This is a genomic window from Corallococcus sp. AS-1-6 (assembly GCF_020037015.1).
Taxonomy (GTDB): Bacteria; Myxococcota; Myxococcia; order Myxococcales; family Myxococcaceae; genus Corallococcus.
On sequence record NZ_JAIQDE010000033.1, the window covers coordinates 1 to 17,828 of the forward strand.

A 17,828-nucleotide genomic window follows, 5' to 3' on the forward strand; every position below is an offset into this window, starting at 1 on the left:
CAACCACTGGCGCTGCCATTGGGCGTAGTCGGCGTACTGCACGGGCAGCGGGGGCAGGGCCGGAGGCTGGCCGGAGATGTGCGCGGCGTAGAGGGCGCCCAGCTCGCGCACCAGCACGCCCATGGACCAGCCGTCAGTGACGATGTGGTGGAGCACCAGCAGGAGCACCGCGTCGTCCGGCCCCAGGCGCACCAGCAGCGCGCGCACCAGAGGCCCCTTGGCCAGGTCGAAGGGGCGCTGGGCTTCCTGGCGCGCCAGACGCAGCGCTTCGGCTTCGCGGGCTTCTGGGGGCAGGGCCTCCACGCTGAGCGTGGCCACGGGCAGTGGGCTCGCGGAGAGCACCTGCTGCAAGGGGCCATCCTCGCCCGGCGCGAACACCGTGCGCAGGGCTTCGTGCCGGTGCACCAGCCCCTCCAATGCCAGCCGCAGCGCTTCCTCCTTCAGCGCTCCACTGAGTCGCACCAGGGTCGGCAGGTGGTAGCGGGCCGCCTCCGGATTCATCTGGTGTTCGAGCCAGAGTCGCGCCTGCGCGAAGGACGCGGGCAGGGGGACTTCACGAGACACGGCCAGGATGGGCGGCGGCTTCGGGTGCTCTCCCCTCACGGCCTCCACGCGTAGCGCCAGCCCCGCGACGGTGGGGGCTTCGAAGAACGTTCGCAGGGGCAGCTCGACGCCGAGCGCCGAGCGCAGCTCGGAGACCACCTGGGTGGCCAGCAGCGAGTGACCTCCGAGCGTGAAGAAGTCCTCGTGCACGCCCACGCGCTTGCGCCCCAACAGCCGAGCGAAGCTGCTGGCGATGACCTCCTCCACCTGCCCGCGAGGGCCGGAGTCCTCCACGGACGCTTCTTCCGTGTCCCAGACCGGCGCGGGCAACGCGCGCGGGTCGAGCTTCCCGCTCGACAGGCGGGGGAGTTGCTCCCTCGCGACGAAGGCCGCGGGGATCATGTAGCCCGGCAGCCGTCCCCGGAGGAACGCGCGCAGCGCCGCGGCGTCGGGCGGTGCCTCGTGGCTGGCGAGGTAGGCCACCAGTCGCTTCTCGCCGGGCGTCAGCGTGTGCAGCACCACCGCCGCGTCGACGACGCCGGGCACCTGGCGCAGCGCCGCTTCGATTTCTCCCAGCTCGATGCGGAAGCCGCGCAGCTTCACCTGGTGATCCATCCGGCCCAGGAACTCGATGGCGCCGTCCGCCCGGTAGCGCGCGAGATCTCCCGTCCGGTACAGCCGGGCTCCCGGCTCCAGCGCGAACGGATCCGGAACGAAGCGCTCCGCCGTGAGGTCCGGCCGTCCCAGATAGCCTCGCGCGAGCCCCGGGCCTCCGACGTACAGCTCCCCCGCGACCCCCACCGGGACTGGCTCCCTCCTCGCATCCAGCAGGAACACCCGCAGGTTCGCCACCGGGTGCCCGATGGGAACGACCCGGCGTTCATCTCCGGGCCCGCAGGTCCAGGAGGTGGTGTCGATGGTCGCTTCGGTGGGGCCGTAGAAGTTGTGCAACTGCGTGTCGCCGAGCTTCTCGAAGAACCGCTCCCGCAGGTCGCTGCTCAGGGCCTCGCCTCCGCACTGGAGGTGGCGCAGCGTGGGACGGCAAGCTTCGATGCCGGGCGTTTCCAGCAGCACCCGCAGCATGGACGGCACGAAGCCCGCGGTGGTGATGCGCTGCTCCGCGAGCAGCTTCACGAGGTAGGCCGGATCGCGGTGCTCCCCGGGACGGGCCAGCACCAGCCGGGCCCCGCTCACCAGCGGCGCGAAGACCTCCCAGACCGAGGCATCGAAGGTCAGCGCCGCGGACTGCAACACCGCGTCTCCCGGCGCGAGCGGATGGCGCTGGCGCTCCCAGTGCAACCGGTTGGCGATGGCCCCATGGGAGATCATCACGCCCTTGGGGACGCCCGTGGAGCCGGACGTGTAGAGCAGGTACGCGAGGTGCCGTGACTCCACGGCGCTCGCGGGCGGCACCCCGGGCTCCGAAGCGAGCTCCGCTCCGTCTGGCCCCAGGTGCAGCACCCGGGCCGCGACGTCGCGCGCCGTCGCGGCCGTGGCCGGGTGGGTGAGCACGAGCGGGATGGAGGCGTTGGCGATCAACGTCGCCAGGCGCTCCCTCGGATGGGCCGGGTCGAGCGGAACGAAGGCACCTCCGGCCTTGAGCGTCCCGAGGATCGCGACGACGACCTCCAGGGAGCGCTCCATGCAGAGGCCGACCGGCACGTCCGGGCCGATGCCCAGCGCCACCAGCCGGTGCGCGAGCTGGTTGGCGCGCCACTCCAGCGCCGCGTACGTCAGCGCCGTGTCCTCGAAGACGAGCGCGGTGGCGTCGGGCGTCCGCGCGGCCTGCTCCTCGAACAGCGTGTGCAGGCAGACGCCTTCTCGCAGCGAGGCGCGCGGCTGGTTCCACTCGACCAGCATCCTGTGGCGCTCATCCGCCGCGAGGAGCGGCAGCGCGGAGACGGGCACGTCCGGCGTTGCCACGACCGCTTCGAGCAGCACTCCCAGATGGCCCACCATCCGGGCCACCGTCCGCGCCTCGAAGAGGTCACTGTCGTACTCGAGCTCTCCCGTCAGTCCGTCCGGGCCCTGGGCGAGCGACAGCGTCAGGTCGAAGGCCGAGCCGCGGGCCTCCACTTCGAACGCGCGCAGCTCCAGCCCCGTCAGCACGAGCGGACGCGAGCGCGTGTCCTGGTAGGCGAACATCACCTGGAACAAGGGGGTCCGGCTTGGATCCCTCGCGGGTTGGAGCGCCTCCACCACCTTCTCGAAGGGGACCTCCTGGTGCGCGTACGCCTCCAGCGCCGTCTTCCGGACGCGGCCCAGCAGCTCCCGGAAGGAGGGATCGCCCGTCAGGTCGGCCCGGAGGACGAGCGTGTTGACGAACATGCCGATGAGCGGCTCCAGCTCCTCCCTCGAGCGGCCCGCCACCGGGGTTCCCACCAGCAGTGTCTCCTGGCCGGAGTAGCGGGCCAGCAGCGTCTCGAACGCCGCGAGCAGCACCATGAACAGGGTGCTGTCCTCGCGCAGGGCGAGCGCGTTCAGCGCGCCCGTCAGGGACGCCGGGAAGGCGACGGCGTGCACGGCGCCGTGACCGTTGCGCACCTGGGGCCGGGGATGGTCGGTGGGCAGCTCCAGCACGGTGGGGGCGCCTTCGAGCTGGCGTACCCACCAGGACAGCGGGACCTCCAGCACCGGGCCGCGCTCCTGCTCTCGCTGCCACGCCGCGTAGTCTCCGTACTGGAGGGGAAGCTCGGGCAGCGGCGAGGGCGCACCGGAGCGGAAGGCCTCGTAAAGCCTGCCCACCTCGTGGAGCAGCACGCCAAGGGACGCGCCATCCGACACGCTGTGATGCATGGGCAGCAACAGCACGTGGTCGTCCGCCGTCAGGCGCAGCAACGTCGCGCGCACCAGCGGGCCCTGCTCCAGATCGAACGGGCGCAGGTGCTCGGCGAACGCGCGCTCCCGTGCACCGGCTTCGCGCGCGGACGGCGCGAGGTGGCCCAGGTCGACGACGGGCAGCGACAGCCGGCTCGGGGGCGCGATGACCTGGACGGGCCCCGCTTCGGTCCGCACGAACGTCGTGCGCAGCGCTTCGTGCCGCCGCAGGACTTCATCGAGGCTCCGCTCCAGCGCGGTCACGTCGAGCGTGCCCGTCAGCCGGACCGCCGCGCGGAGGGTGTACGTGGAGGAGGTGGGCTCCAACTGGTGCAGGAACCACAGTCGCTCCTGGGCGAAGGACAGCGGCGGCGGCACGGCGCTGTTCCGGCGCGGGATGGGGCTCGGGTCGCGCCCATCCCCGGACGACGGCGTGTCGGCCAGCCGCCGGGCCAGGGCCGCCACGGTGGATGACTCGAAGAGGGCCGCCAGCGGCACGTCGCGCTGGAAGACCTGGCGCACGCGCGCGATCAGCCGGAGCGCTAGCAGCGAGTGGCCCCCCAGCTCGAAGAAGTTGTCCTCGACGTCCACCCGCTCCAGGCCCAGCACGTCCGCCCAGAGCGCCGCCAGCGAGGCTTCCAGTGGGTCCCGGGGCGCGACGTGCGGCGCGCTCCGCTCCAGGCCTCCACCGTCCAGGCGCGGAAGGGCCCGGCGGTCCACCTTGCCGTTGGGCGTGAGCGGCAGCTCCGCGAGCACGCCGAAGGCCGTGGGGCACATGAACTCCGGGAGGCGCGCCCGCAGGAAGTCGTGGAGCGCCCTGGGCTCCGGCGGCCGGTCTCCCCGCCACGACACATAGCCGGTGAGGCGCTTGTCTCCCGGACGGTCCTCGCGCACCACGACGGCGGCTTCGCGCACGTCCGGGTGCTGGCGCAGGAGGGCTTCAATCTCTCCGGGCTCGATGCGGTAGCCCCGCACCTTGACCTGGTGGTCGACGCGGCCCAGGAACTCCAGCCGGCCCCCCTCGGTCCAGCGCACGAGGTCGCCGGTGCGGTACAGCCGCGCGCCCGGCTCCGGGGAGAACGGATCCGGAACGAAGCGCTCCGCCGTCAGCTCCGGCCGGCCCTGGTAGCCGCGCGCGAGCCCCGCTCCGCCGAGGAACAACTCTCCCGCGATGCCAACGGGAACGGGGGCGCCGTCCGGGGCAAGCACCCGCACCCGCGTCCCCGCGATGGGCCTCCCGATGGGCACCGGGGCCCGCGCGTCCTCTGAGCGCGAGACCGCGTGCGTGGTGGCGAAGGTCGTCACCTCCGTGGGGCCATAGCCGTTGATGACCTGGCAGTCCGGATGCAACGCCAGCACGCGCTGGACATGGGACGCCGACAACACGTCGCCGCCCGCGAGGAGCTGGCGCACGCCGCGCAGCATCTCCGGGGCGTGCTCCACCACCTGATGGAACAGGCCCGCGGTGAGCCACAGGGTGGTGACGCCTTCCTGGGTGATGACCCGGCCCAGCGCCTCCAGGGAGAGGGCTCCGGGAGGGGCCAGCACCAGCCGTCCTCCGGTCAGCAGCGGTCCCCACAGCTCGAACGTCGACGCGTCGAAGGCCAGGGGCGCGAAGTGGAGCACCCGCTCCGCTGGGCCCAGCCGGACGTAGTCCACCTGGTGCACCAGCCGCACGATGGCCGCGTGGGTCACCTGCACGCCCTTGGGCCGGCCGGTGCTGCCTGACGTGTACAGCACGTAGGCCAGGTGCTCATCGGAGAGGCGCACCTCCGGAGGGGTGGCGGGGTGCCGGGTCCACGCGGCTTCCTCCGCGTCCAGCAACACGCGGTGCCCGGAGGCCGGGGGAAGCGCGTCGGCCAGCCGCGCCCGTGTCACCACGACCCGTGGCTGACAGTCCTCCAGCATGAAGGCGAGTCGCTCGCGGGGGTACTCCGGATCGAGCGGCACGTAGGCGCCCCCGGCCTTCAGGATGCCCAGCAGCGCCACCACCAGCTCGAACGAGCGCTCGACGCACACCCCCACCTTGACGTCGGGGCCGACACCGAGCCCGCGCAGGTGGTGCGCCAGCCGGTTCGCGCGGGCCTCCAGGGCGCCATACGTCAGGGGCTCGCCATCGCGCACGACGGCCACCGCGTCCGGCGTGGCCGCGACCCGCGCCGCGAACAGGGATGGAACGTTGGCGCCGCCGTGGAAGGTCGCCGGGCCCTCACTCCAATCGACGAGCAGGCGATGACGCTCCTGCTCGGACAGGAGCGTCACGTCGCCCACGCGTCCTTCCGGCAGTGCGAGCAGGGTGGAGAGGATCGTCCCCAGGTGCTCCGCGAGCCGCGCCACCGTGGCGTCGTCCATGTCGCGGGCGTCGTACAGGAAGCGGAAGGCGAGGTCCGGGCCGGGCACGGCCACCACCGTCAGCGGGTAGCCGGTGCGCTCGAGGGTGTGGACGTCGCTGATCCGAAGGCCGAGCGCCGGATCCTCCAGCGCGTGCTCCAGCGGATAGTTCTCGTACACGAGCAGCGTGTCGAACAGCGCCTGGCCGCGCGGCAGCGCGCTCCACCCCTGGATGCGCGCCAGCGGGGCGTGCTCGTGCTGGCGGGCCTCGGACTGCTGCTGCTGGAGGGCCCTGAGCCACGCGTCCACCGGCGCGTGTTCGTCCACCGTCACGGGCACCGGCAGCGTGTTGATGAACAGGCCGACCATCGTGTCGGCGCCGGGGAGCTCCGCGGGACGGGCCGCGGTGGTGGCGCCGAACAGGACCCGCCGCTCACCGCTGTAACGGGCCAGCAGCAGGGCCCAGGCCCCCTGGACCAGCGTGTTGAGCGTGAGGTGGTGACGCCGGGCCCGGGCCTGGAGCTGTCCGGTCACCTCGGCCGGAAGTCGGGTCTGGTGCTCCCGGTGGGGGGAGGCAATACCGGGGGCTTCCGGGCCCGAGCGGGGCAGGGCCGTGGGCGCGGTGAAGGGCGCCAGGGTCCGGCGCCAGAAGGACTCCGGCGCCGCGAGGTCCTGGCGTCGCAACCAGTCCAGATAGGCGCGGTAGGGCCGGGACGGCGGGCTCGGCGGGGGCTCCCCCTGGAGGAGCGCCGCCTGCGCCATCGCCACCTCGTGGACCACGCGCGCGGCGGACCAGCCATCGAGCAGCAGGTGGTGGTAGCTCCAGACCAGCGTCCACCTCCGCGCCCCGGTCTGGAGCAAGGCCACCCGCATCAGGGGCGCGCTGTCGAGCGTGAACCCCCGGGCCTGATCCGCTTCGAGGTACGACGCGAGCCGCGAGGCCTGCTCGGGGGCGGGCAGGGTGCTCCAGTCGAGGTGTTCGACGGGGACGGTGGCCTCCCGGTGGACCACCTGGACGGGGTGCTCCACGGCCTCCCAGTGGAAGGACGTGCGCAGCACGGCGTGGCGCTGGACCACGTGCTGCCAGGCCCGCGCGAACGCGTCCGCTTCCAGCTCCCCCTCCACCGTGCAGTGGAGTTGCTGGAAGTACGCCCCTTGCGCCGGAGCGTTCAGCGCATGGAAGAGCATGCCCTCCTGGAGCGGCGTGAGCGTGAAGGCGTCCTCCGCCGTGGGCATGCGGGCCCGCAGCCAGTCCTGGATCGCCGGAGCGAGGCTGGAGAACGCGGCCGGCTCCTCCAACGCGGTGGGGGACTCCGGCGCGGGCGCGCCGTCGATGACCTGGGCCAGGGCGGCCACGGTCTGGTGCTCGAAGAGCTGGCGGACGGTGAGCGGCAGCCCGGCCTGGTTCGCGCGGGCGATGAGCAGCACGCCCTGGATGGAGTCGCCTCCCAGCTCGAAGAAGCTCGCGGTGACGTCCAGGTGCTCCAGGCGGAGGACTTCGGCCCAGAGCCTGGCGAGCCGTTGCTCGGTGGGCGTGCGGGGCGCGACGAGGCCCGCGGCGGGCTGGAGCGGTCCCGGGGCTGGCAGCGCCTTGCGGTCGACCTTGCCGTTGGGGGTCAGCGGCAGCGCGTCCAGGACCACGAAGGCCGACGGCACCATGTACTCCGGCAGCAGGGCGCGGAGGTGATCCCGGAAGCCGGCGGGCGTGGGCGGCTCACCGCTCACGGTGACGTAGGCCACCAGCCGCTTCTCTCCGGCGACGTCCTCGCGCACGACGACGACCGCCGCGCGCACGCCTTCGTGGCGCGTGAGCGCGGCCTCGATGTCACCCGGTTCGATCCGGTGCCCGCGCACCTTCACCTGCTGATCCCTCCGGCCCAGATAGTCGACGGTTCCGTCCGCCCTCCACCGGGCCAGGTCGCCGGTGCGGTAGAGCCGCGCGCCCGGTGCGTCGCTGAAGGGATCCGGCGTGAAGACAGCGGCCGTCAGGTCGGCCCGGTCCAGGTAGCCGCGCGCGAGCCCGGCGCCGCCGATGTACAGCTCCCCCGGGACGCCCACCGGGACGGGCTGGAGCGCCGCGTCCAAGAGGTAGAACGTGGTGTTGGCGATGGGCCTCCCGATGGGGATGTCCGCCCGCGTGTCTTCCACCCGGTGGACGGAGGACCAGATGGTCGTCTCGGTGGGACCGTAGAGGTTCCAGACGCCGGCCGTCGCCGCTCGCAGCGTGGCCGCGAGGTCTCGCGGCAGGGCCTCGCCTCCGCACAGTACGCGCAGGTCGGCCTTCCCGCTCCAGCCGCTCGCGAGCAGCAGCCGCCACGTCGCGGGGGTGGCCTGCATGACGGTGGCGCCGTGGCGCGGCAGCGCGTCCGCGAGCCGCGTGCCGTCCACCGCCACCTCGCGAGACACCAGCACCAGCCGCGCGCCGGCCAGCAGCGGCAGGTAGAGCTCCAGGCCCGCGATGTCGAAGGAGAGCGTGGTGACCGCGAGCAGCACGTCCCCGTCACCCATGCCGGGCTCGTGCAGCATGGCGTCCAGGAAGTTGCTCAAGCCCCCGTGCGTCACCTGCACGCCCTTGGGGCGTCCCGTGGAGCCGGAGGTGTACAGCACGTACGCGGGATGCTCGGGCGAAAGCCCGACCCTCGGCGGAGTGGCGGGCAGCGTCCGCAGCAGGTCCGTGGCGGCGTCCAGGCAGACCACGGCCGCGTCACCGGCATCCACGGCGTCGCGCAGGGCCGTGCGCGTGAGGAGGACCGTCGGCCGCGCGTCCTCCACCATCTGAGCCAGGCGCGAGGCCGGGAAGGCCGCGTCCAGGGGCACGTAGGCCCCTCCGGCCTTGAGCACGCCCAGCAGCGCCACGACGAGCTCCACCGAGCGGTCCAGGCAGAGGCCCACGCGGACCTCGGGCCCGACACCCAGCGACCGCAGGTGGTGCGCGAGCTGGTTGGCGCCGCGCTCCAGCGCCGAATACGTGAGCGTGGCCTCCGGAGTGATCACCGCCAGGGCGTCCGGGGTCCGCGCGGCCTGGGCGGAGATCCGCTCGTGCACGCACCCTACTGAGGACTCCCTGCGCGTGGCGTTCCACTCGCGCAGCACCTGGTGACGCTCTGCCTCGGGGAGCAGCGGCAGCAGGCCGATGCGTGCGTCGGGGGTGCGCGCGGCCCCTTCGAGCAGCCGCTCCAGGTGGCGCACCATGCGCCCGGCGGTCGGCGCGTCGAAGAGGTCCGTGTCGTACTCCAGGCTGCCGTGCAGCCCCTGGGGACCCTCCTCGAGCGTCAGCGTCAAGTCGTATCGCGCGGTGCCGGGCTCCACCTCCACCGGTGTCAGGCGCAGGCCCGGCAGCGCCTGCTCCGGCACCGGCGTGCCCTGTAACGCGAAGAGGACCTGGAAGAGGGGCGCGTGGCTCAAGCCGCGGGGGACGCGCAGCTCCTCCACCAGCTTCTCGAAGGGGACGGCCTGATGCGCGTAGGCGCCCAGCGTCACCTCGCGGACGCGCGCGAGCAGCTCCCGGAAGGATGGCTCCCCGGACAGGTCCGTGCGCAGCGCGAGGACGTTGGCGAAGAAGCCGATCAGCTCCTCCACCTCCACGGGGTCGCGGTTCGCGACGGGGGAGCCGACCACCACGTCGGTGGCGCCCGAGTAGCGGTGCAGCAGGGTCTGGAACCCCGCGAGCAGCGTCATGAAGAGGGTGGTCCCCGTGTCGCGGCCCAGCTCCACCAGGGCCCGCGTCGTCGCGAGTGGCAGGTGGACCGGCTGGCGCGCGCCCCGGTAGCGCTGCACGGCGGGACGGGCGCGGGCCATGGGGAGGTCCAGCACCCGGGGCGCCCCCGTGAGCCGCTCACGCCACCAGCCCAGCACCGCCGCGAGCGCGTCCCCGTCCATCCACCGCCGCTGCCAGGCGGCGAAGTCCGAGAACTGGAGGCGGAGCTCGGGGAGGGGGGACGGGCTGCCGGCGCTGAACGCGGGGTAGAGCGCCATGAGCTCGCGCACCAGCACGGCCATGGACGCTCCGTCCGCGACGATGTGGTGCATCACCAGGAGGAGCAGGTGCCGCGTGTCCTCCACTTGCAGCAGGTGGGCCCGCAGCAGGGGACCCTCGGCCAGGTCGAAGGGCCGCCGCGACTCCGCGGTGGCGAAGCGCAGGGCCTCCGCTTCACGCGCCTCGGGCGCGAGCGCGCGCAGGTCCCTCCGCTCCACGGTGAGCGGCGACTCCAGGACGTGCAGGGCCGGGTGTCCCTCCCGCTGGGGGAACGTGGTCCGCAGCACCCGGTGCCGGCGGACCACCTCGCGCAAGCTCCGCACCAGCGCTTCGGCGTCCAGCGCGCCCTCCAACCGGACGAGGGCGGGCAGGTTGTAGAACGGGTTGTCCGGCTCCAACTGGGCCAGGAACCACATCCGCTGCTGGGAGAAGGACAGGCGTCCGGCGTCCGCGCCGGCCGCGGGCACGAGCGGCGGAGCCTGGGGGACCCCCGGGGTGCTGGCGAGCGCGGCCGAGACACGGGCGGCCAGCCGCTCCACGGTCGTCGCCTCGAACAGGTCGCGCACCGCGAGTTCCACGGAGAAGGCCGCGCGCAGGCGGGAGATGACGCGGGTGGCGAGCAGCGAATGGCCGCCGAGCGCGAAGAAGTCGTCCGAGGGGCCCACGCGTTCGTGGCCCAGCACGTCCGCCCACGTCGCGGCGATCCGCGCCTCCACCGCCGTGAGCGGACGCTGGGTCGCCGCGCCCGACGCGGGGATGCCCCGGGCTGGAGCGGGCAGCGCCTTGCGATCCAGCTTCCCGTTGGGGGTGAGCGGCAGGGCCGGGAGTGTGACGAAGGCCGACGGCACCATGTACTCCGGCAGCAGCGCCCCCAGCGCGCCCCGGGCCGCCCCTTCGTCCCACGCGGGGGCCGGATGCGGCACCACGTACGCGACGAGGCGCTTGTCGCCCGGGACGTCCTCGCGGGCCAGCACCACGCACTCCTGGACCGCGGGCTGCCGCGCGAGCAGCGCCTGCACCTCGCCCGGTTCGATGCGGAAGCCGCGGATCTTCACCTGATGATCCAAGCGGCCCAGGAACTCGATGGCTCCGTCCGGATGGAAGCGGGCCAGGTCCCCCGTGCGGTACATGCGGGCGCCGGGCGTGGCCGCATGGAGGTCCGGGATGAAGCGCTCCGCCGTCAGGTCCGGCCGTCCCAGGTAGCCGCGCCCCACCGGCGTGCCGGCGATGAACAGCTCGCCCGCGACGCCCACGGGGACCGGCTGCAGCTCACCGTCGAGCAGGTAGATGCCGGCGTTGGAGATGGGCCGCCCGATGGGCACCGCGAGCCGGGAGTCGCCCCGCTGGCACTCCCACGCGGTGACGTCCACGGCCGCCTCGGTGGGGCCGTACAGGTTGTGCAGGGCGCAGGTGGCCCACCGCGCGAAGAAGCGGGCCTGGAGCTCCGCGGGCAGGGCTTCGCCGCTGCACAGGACGCGGGTGAGCGCCGTGCATGCCTCCAGGCCCGGGGCCTCCAGGAAGGCGCCCAGCATCGAGGGCACGAAGTGCATCGTGGTGACGCGCTCGCGCGCCACCAGCGAGGCCAGATAGCCGGCGTCGCGGTGTCCCCCGGGCCGCGCCACCACCAGCCGCGCGCCCGTCATGAGCGGCCAGAAGAACTCCCAGACCGACACGTCGAACCCGAAGGGCGTCTTCTGGACGACGACGTCCGAGGGGCCCAGCCCATAGGCCCGCTGCATCCACACCAGCCGGTTGACGATGGCGCCGTGGGTGTTCATCGCGCCCTTGGGGCGCCCCGTGGAGCCGGACGTGAAGATGACGTAGGCCAGATGGTCGGGGGTCACCCCGGTCTCCGGGGCGTGGGTGGGTTCCCGCGCGATCGCCGCTGCCTCGGTGTCCAGGCACAGCACCGCCGCCTCGCCCACGGGCAGCGTCTTCGCATGCCGCGAATGCGTGAGGACCACCGGGGCCCGGGCATCCTCCAGCATCCACCCGAGCCGCTCGGCGGGGTACTCGGGGTCCAGCGGCACGTAGGCGCCGCCCGCCTTGAGCACGCCCAGCAGCGCCACCACCAGCTCCAGCGAGCGCTCCAGGCAGACCCCGACCCGGACCTCGGGGCCCACGCCCATCCGGCGCAGCCGGTGCGCGAGCTGGTGCGCCCGCGCCTCCACCTGCGCGTAGGTGAGCGTCGCCTCCTCGAACGCGACGGCCACGGCGTCCGGAGCGCGCGCCGCCTGCCGCGAGATCAGCTCATGCAGGCAGGTGTCCTGGGGGAACTCCACGCGCGTGTCGTTCCACTCGCGCAGGAGCTGGTGCCGCTCGGGGGCCGTGAGGAGCGGTGCGCGCGCCAGGGTGACGCCGGGTTCGGCGCACAGCCCCTCCAGCAGCGTGCGGTAGTGGCCCATCCACCGGCTCACGGTGTCGGGCCTGAAGAGGTCGGGGTCGTACTCGCACTCGAACCGCAGCCCCTCCGGCAGCTCGGTCACCACGAAGCGCAGGTCGAGCGCGGAGGACCGGTTGTGGACCAGCTCGAACCGCGTGCGCAGCCCGGTGCCGGCGAAGCACTCGTCGCCGGGGAGGTCGAACGCATGGAAGAGCAGCGCCACGTTGTAGAGGGGCGACGGGCCGCCGGTGCGCTGGGGCCGGGCCGCTTCGACGATGGCGGCGAAGGGACAGTCCTGGTGCGTGGAGGCCTCCAGCACGGACGCCTTCACCCGCTCCAGCAGCGAGCGCGCCGTGTCGTCCCCGGACAGGCGCGTGCGCAGGGGCAGGAAGTTGATGAAGTTGCCCACCAGCGGTTCCAGCTCCGACCGGCCCCGGTTCGCCACGACGGTCCCGACGACCAGGTCCGTCTGCCCCGTCCAGCGGTACAGCAGCACGTCCAGCGCCGCCTTGAGGACCATGAAGGGCGTGGCGCCCTCCTGCCAGGCCCACTCGCGCACCTCCGCGGCGAGCGCCGCGGGCAGCGTCTCCGAGTGCAGGGCCCCGCGGAAGCCGCGCCGTGAGGGCCGGGGCAGGTCCGTGGGCAGGTCCACGGACGGGGGCGCGCCCGCGAGCGTCTCGCGCCAGTACGCCAGGGAGTCCGAGAGCGCCTCGCGCGTGAGGCGCGCCCGCTCCCAGACGGCGAAGTCCGCGTAGCGCACCGGGAGCGCGTCCAGGGCCGCGGCGCCGCTGTCGCCCCCCGCGCGATACAGCGCTCCCAGCTCCCGCATGAGCAGGGCGCCCGACCAGCCGTCCACCACCAGGTGGTGCAGCACGAGCAGCAGCACGTGCCGGTCCTCCGCCAGGGGAAGGAGGCAGGCGCGCAGGGCGGAGCGGTCCAGGTCGAAGCGCCGCCCCACCTCCCGGGCCAGCACCTGCTCCGCCTCCATGGCGCGCGCCTCGGAGGTGGATCCGCGCAGCGCCACGACGGGCAGGCGGAAGTCGGTGGCCGGTGGGATGACCTGATACGCGTGGCCCTCGCGCGAGTGGAAGGTCGTGCGAAGAACCTCATGCCGGCGCAGCAGGGCGGCGAGGCTCGCCTCCAGCCGGGGGACGTCCAGCGGCCCGTCGAAGTGCACCGCGTAGGGCACGTTGTAGAAGGCCTGCTCGGGCTCCAACTGGGTGTTGATCCAGATGAGCTCCTGGGCGTGCGACAGCGGCGCCTCTCCCAGCGCCTCGCTTCCGCGCGGAATCCCCTCGGCGACGGCGGCGGCCTCCACGGCGTGGTCGGCGTTCCAGCGCGCGAGCACGCGGCCCGCGAGGTCCGTGACGCCCTCCGCGAGGAAGATCTCCGCGAGGGGCAGCTTCAGGGACCAGGTCCGCTCGATGCGGTTCTTCAGCTCGAGCCCCATGAGGGAGTCGAGCCCCAGCCGGTTGAGCGGCTTGCCCAGCTCCACGCGCGCCGGAGGCAGGCGCAGCACGGCGGCGACCTGTCCCGTGACGCCCTGGGCGAGCAGCTCCGCGCGTTCACCGGGAGTGGCCGCGTTCTGGAGCGCCACGAGCGGGGGCACGCCCACGGGCAGCACGGCCTCCCGCGCCGCCGTCCAGGCCTCGGGCTCCACGTCCGGCACGTCCGCGGGCGCCCGCCGGGCGGGGCCGTCCGGCAGCGCCGCGACGACGACGTGCTGCTCCAGCACCTCCGCGGGCGAGCCCGGGGGCGGGAAGGCCTGGACGTCCACGAAGCCCTGGGTGCGCAGCAGCTCCGTCCAGCGCGTGGCGGGCAGCAGCGGTTGGTCCTCGCGCCAGGCGTCCTCGTGCCGGGACCACCCTTCGATGAGGCCGAAGGAGATGTCGAACCACGGCTGCGGGTGCGTCACCTCCCAGAGGACGAGCACGCCCCCTGGCGCGAGCAGCGACCGGACGTGCTCCAGGGTCTCCCGCAGGTCGCGCGTGGCGTGCAGCACGTTGGAGGCCACGATGAGCTGGAAGCCGCCGGGGGCGAAGCCCTGCGTCCGGGGTTCCCTCTCGATGTCGAGCACGCCGTAGCGCACGAATGGATGCGCGGCGAAGCGCTCGGCGGCCCGGGCGAAGAAGAACTCCGACACGTCCGTGAACCAGTACGTCACGCCCAGGTCCGACAGGGCGGGCAGCAGCGTGGCGGACGTGCCGCCCGTGCCCGCGCCAATCTCCAGGATCTGCACGGGGCCCGGCAGGACGCGCGGCACGGACTCCACGACGGACCGGACGATGGCGTTGTAGTACCGGGCGATGGCGGACGTCTGGTACAGCCCCTCGGCCGTGGCCAGGGAGCCGCCCGGGAACATCAGCTCCAGCGGATCCACCGCTCCGCGCAGGACGCCGGGCAACTGCTCGCCACAGCGCTGGAGGTAGTCCACGAGGAAGCCAAGGCCCGCGCAGTGCGTGCGCGCCTCCGCCACGAGCGTGCCGACGGAGGGCTCGGGCAGCGCCAGGCGGGCGACGAACGCGTCACCGTGCGGCTCCAGCAGCCTCGCGTCCACCAGGCGGCGCAGCCACCGCGACATGAGCTTGCGATAGCGCGGCGCCACGCCGTGCGCGGTCTCCAGCCCTTCGAGCGTGACGTGCTCGCCGGACTGACGGAAGGCTCCCAGCGCTCGCAGGGCCGCCACGATGAAGCCCTGCGTGAGGGCGTCCAGCCGCCGGCGGGTGTCTGGCTGCGCATGGAGCGCCAGATCCAGCGGGGCCTGGGCCGCCTGACGCTGGCCTGCCTCCAGCGCCACCTCCGCTGGCGAGCGCCGCGCGGTCCGCGTGCGGGAGGGCGCCTGCGCCGGCAGCCAGTATCGCTCCCGCCGCCAGGGGTGGCGCGGCAGCGGGACGGGCGGAGTCCGGGGATGCACCCGCTCCCACCGGGGGGCGCCTCCACGCACGTAGAACGCGCCCAGGGCGCCGAGCAACACCGTGCGCGCGTCCTCGTCGCGGCGCAGGGACGGCAGCACCGCGATGTCGCCGCCCTTGAGCGCGATGCTCTCCGCCAGGGGCATGGCGAGGATGGGGTGGGGGCTCACCTCGATGAAGGTGTCGTAGCCCTGGGCCAGCAGGTCGGCCACGGCCTCCGCGAAGCGCACCGGCTGCCGCAGGTTCCACCACCAGTAGTGCGCATCCAGGTACGGCTCGCCCTCGCGCTCCACCGTGGAGAAGAACGTCAGCGTGGGCGTGCGAGGCTCCACCGCGTCGAGCGCGTCCAGCAGCTCCGCGCGCAGCGGCTCCACCTGGGGGCTGTGCGAGGCGACGTCGACCTTCACCTCGCGGCAGAAGACATGCTCGCGCTCCAGCTTCGTCCGCAGCTCCCGGAGCGTGTCCGGCGCCCCGGAGAGCACGGTGGAGCGGGGGCCGTTGCTCACCCCCACGGAGACGCGATCCTCCATGCCCGCGATGAGCGCGGTGGCCTGCTCCGCGGACAGCTCCACCGCGAGCATGGCGCCCTGGCCCCGCAGGCGCAGGAGCAACTGGCTGCGCACGCAGATGATCCGCGCCGCGTCCTCCAGCGACAGGCCCCCGGCCACGTACGTCGCGGCCACCTCACCCATGCTGTGGCCCACGACGGCGTCCGGCTCCACGCCCCAGGAGCGCCACAGCGCCGCGAGCGCGACCTCCACCGCGAACAGGACCGGCTGGAGGACGTCGATTTCGTGGAGCCGCGTGGCCGCCGGGCCTCCCGTCAGCACCTCCACGAGCGACCAGTCGACGTGGGCCTGGAGCGCGGTCTCGCACCGCTCCACGGCTTCGCGGAACACGGGCTCGGACGCGAACAGCTCCCGGCCCATGCCGGCCCACTGCGAACCCTGCCCCGGGAAGACGAACACCACCCGGGGACGGCTCGCGCGACGGGGCCCCGAGAAGAGCCCCGTCCGGGGCTCGCCCCGGGTGAAGGACTCCAGCAGCCCCGCGGCCTCGGCGTTCCCCCGGGCGACGAGCGCCAGCCGGTGGTCATGCTGGCCGCGGCGCCGTGCGGCGGTGGAGGCGACGTCGGAGAGGGAGGGCGCCTCCGGGGTTCGCGTCAGCAGCTCGCGGTAGTCCCGGGCCAGGGACTCCAGCGCGGCGGCGTCCCGGGCGGACACGGTGAGCAGCCGCGCTGCGTCCGTGGCGTCCCGGTGCTCCGGCGACGTCGCCTCGGAGGCCGGCGCGGACGGTGGCGCGTCGAGCACGACGTGCGCGTTGGTGCCGCCAAAGCCAAACGAGCTGACGCCCGCGAGCAGGGCCGCGTCCGCCCTCGGCCACGGGGTGGCCTCCGTCTGCACCGCCAGGGCCAGCCGGTCGAAGGGGATGAGGGGGTTGGGCGTCTGGAAGTGCAGGCTGGGCGGCAGCCGGCGGTGCTTGAGCGACAGGACGACCTTGATGAGCCCGGCGATGCCGGCGGCGGCCTCCAGGTGCCCGATGTTCGTCTTGACGCTGCCGACGCGGCAGGGCCGGCCGGGCTCGCGGCCCACGGAGGCCACGCTCCCGAGCGCCTCCAACTCGATGGTGTCTCCCAGCGACGTGCCGGTGCCATGCGCTTCGACGTACTGGACCGCGCCGGGCACGGTGCCCGCGCTCCGGTGGGCCTCGCGCAGCACGGCCTCCTGGGCCTGGCGGTTGGGCGCGGTCAGGCCGTTGCTCCGGCCGTCCTGGGTGACGGCGCTGCCCCGGATGACGGCGTGGATGGCATCGCCATCCGCGAGCGCCCGGGACAGCCGCTTGAGCACGACGACGCCCGCGCCCTCGCCCCGCACGTAGCCGTTCGCCCCGGCGTCGAACGCCTTGCAGCGCCCGTCCGGGGCCATGAAGCCGGCCTTGGTGAAGTTCACCGTCACGGCGGGAGACAGCAGCAGGTTCACGCCGCCGACGACCGCCAGCGTGGACTCGCCGCGCAGCACGCTCTGGCAGGCCAGGTGGACGGCCACCAGCGACGAGGAGCAGGCGGTGTCCACCGCGAGGCTCGGGCCGCGCAGGTCGAACTGATAGGAGATGCGGTTGGCCGCGATGCTCAGCGCGCTGCCCGTGCCCACGTACGCATCGCCCAGCAGCGGGTCATCCAACTGCATGCGCCCGTAGTCGCTGTTGGAGATGCCGATGAAGACCCCCGTGCGCGTGCCCGCGAGCCGCTCCACCGGCTGCCCTGCGTCCTCCAGGGCCTCCCACACCACCTCGAGCAGCAGCCGCTGCTGCGGATCCAACCGGATGGCCTCGCGCGGCGAGATGCCGAAGAACCCGGGGTCGAAGCGGTCGACGTCCCGGAGGAAGCCACCCCAGCGCGTGCTCATCCGGCCCGGGCGGGTGGGGTCCGGATCATAGAACTCGCCCAGGTCCCAGCGCTCGGCGGGCACCTCCGTGATGGCGTCCGTCCCGTTCACCAGCAGCTCCCAGAAGGCCTCCGGGGAGTCCGCGCCGGGAAAGCGGCAGCCCAGGCCAATCACCGCGATGGGCTCCGACTCGACGGCGGCCTGGGGCGCGGCTTCGGGCGGGGCCACGGCGGCGCCGGCCAGGAACGCGGCCAGCGCCAGGGGGGTGGGGTGCTCCCAGAGCACCGTGGGGGACAGCGGACGGCCGAGCCAGCGGGACAGGTCGCCCGACAGGATGACCGCCTCCGCCGAGCCCAGGCCGTAGCCGGCGAAGGCCTCCCTCAGGTCGATCTGTTCCGGGGGCAGCCCCAGTCTTTCGGCGAGCCGCGCCGTCAACCAGGCCTGGATGTCCTGCGCCGTGAGTACCGGTGTCATGAGATGGG

The 17,828-nt window shown here is 73.6% G+C and carries 1 protein-coding gene; it reads right to left on the minus strand.

Annotated elements, in window-relative coordinates:
* A partial coding sequence (locus K8612_RS33155) for a non-ribosomal peptide synthase/polyketide synthase (RefSeq protein WP_223765170.1) occupies positions 1 to 17,820 on the minus strand: 17,820 nt, incomplete at its 3' end.
* Positions 17,821 to 17,828 lie beyond the last annotated feature (8 nt).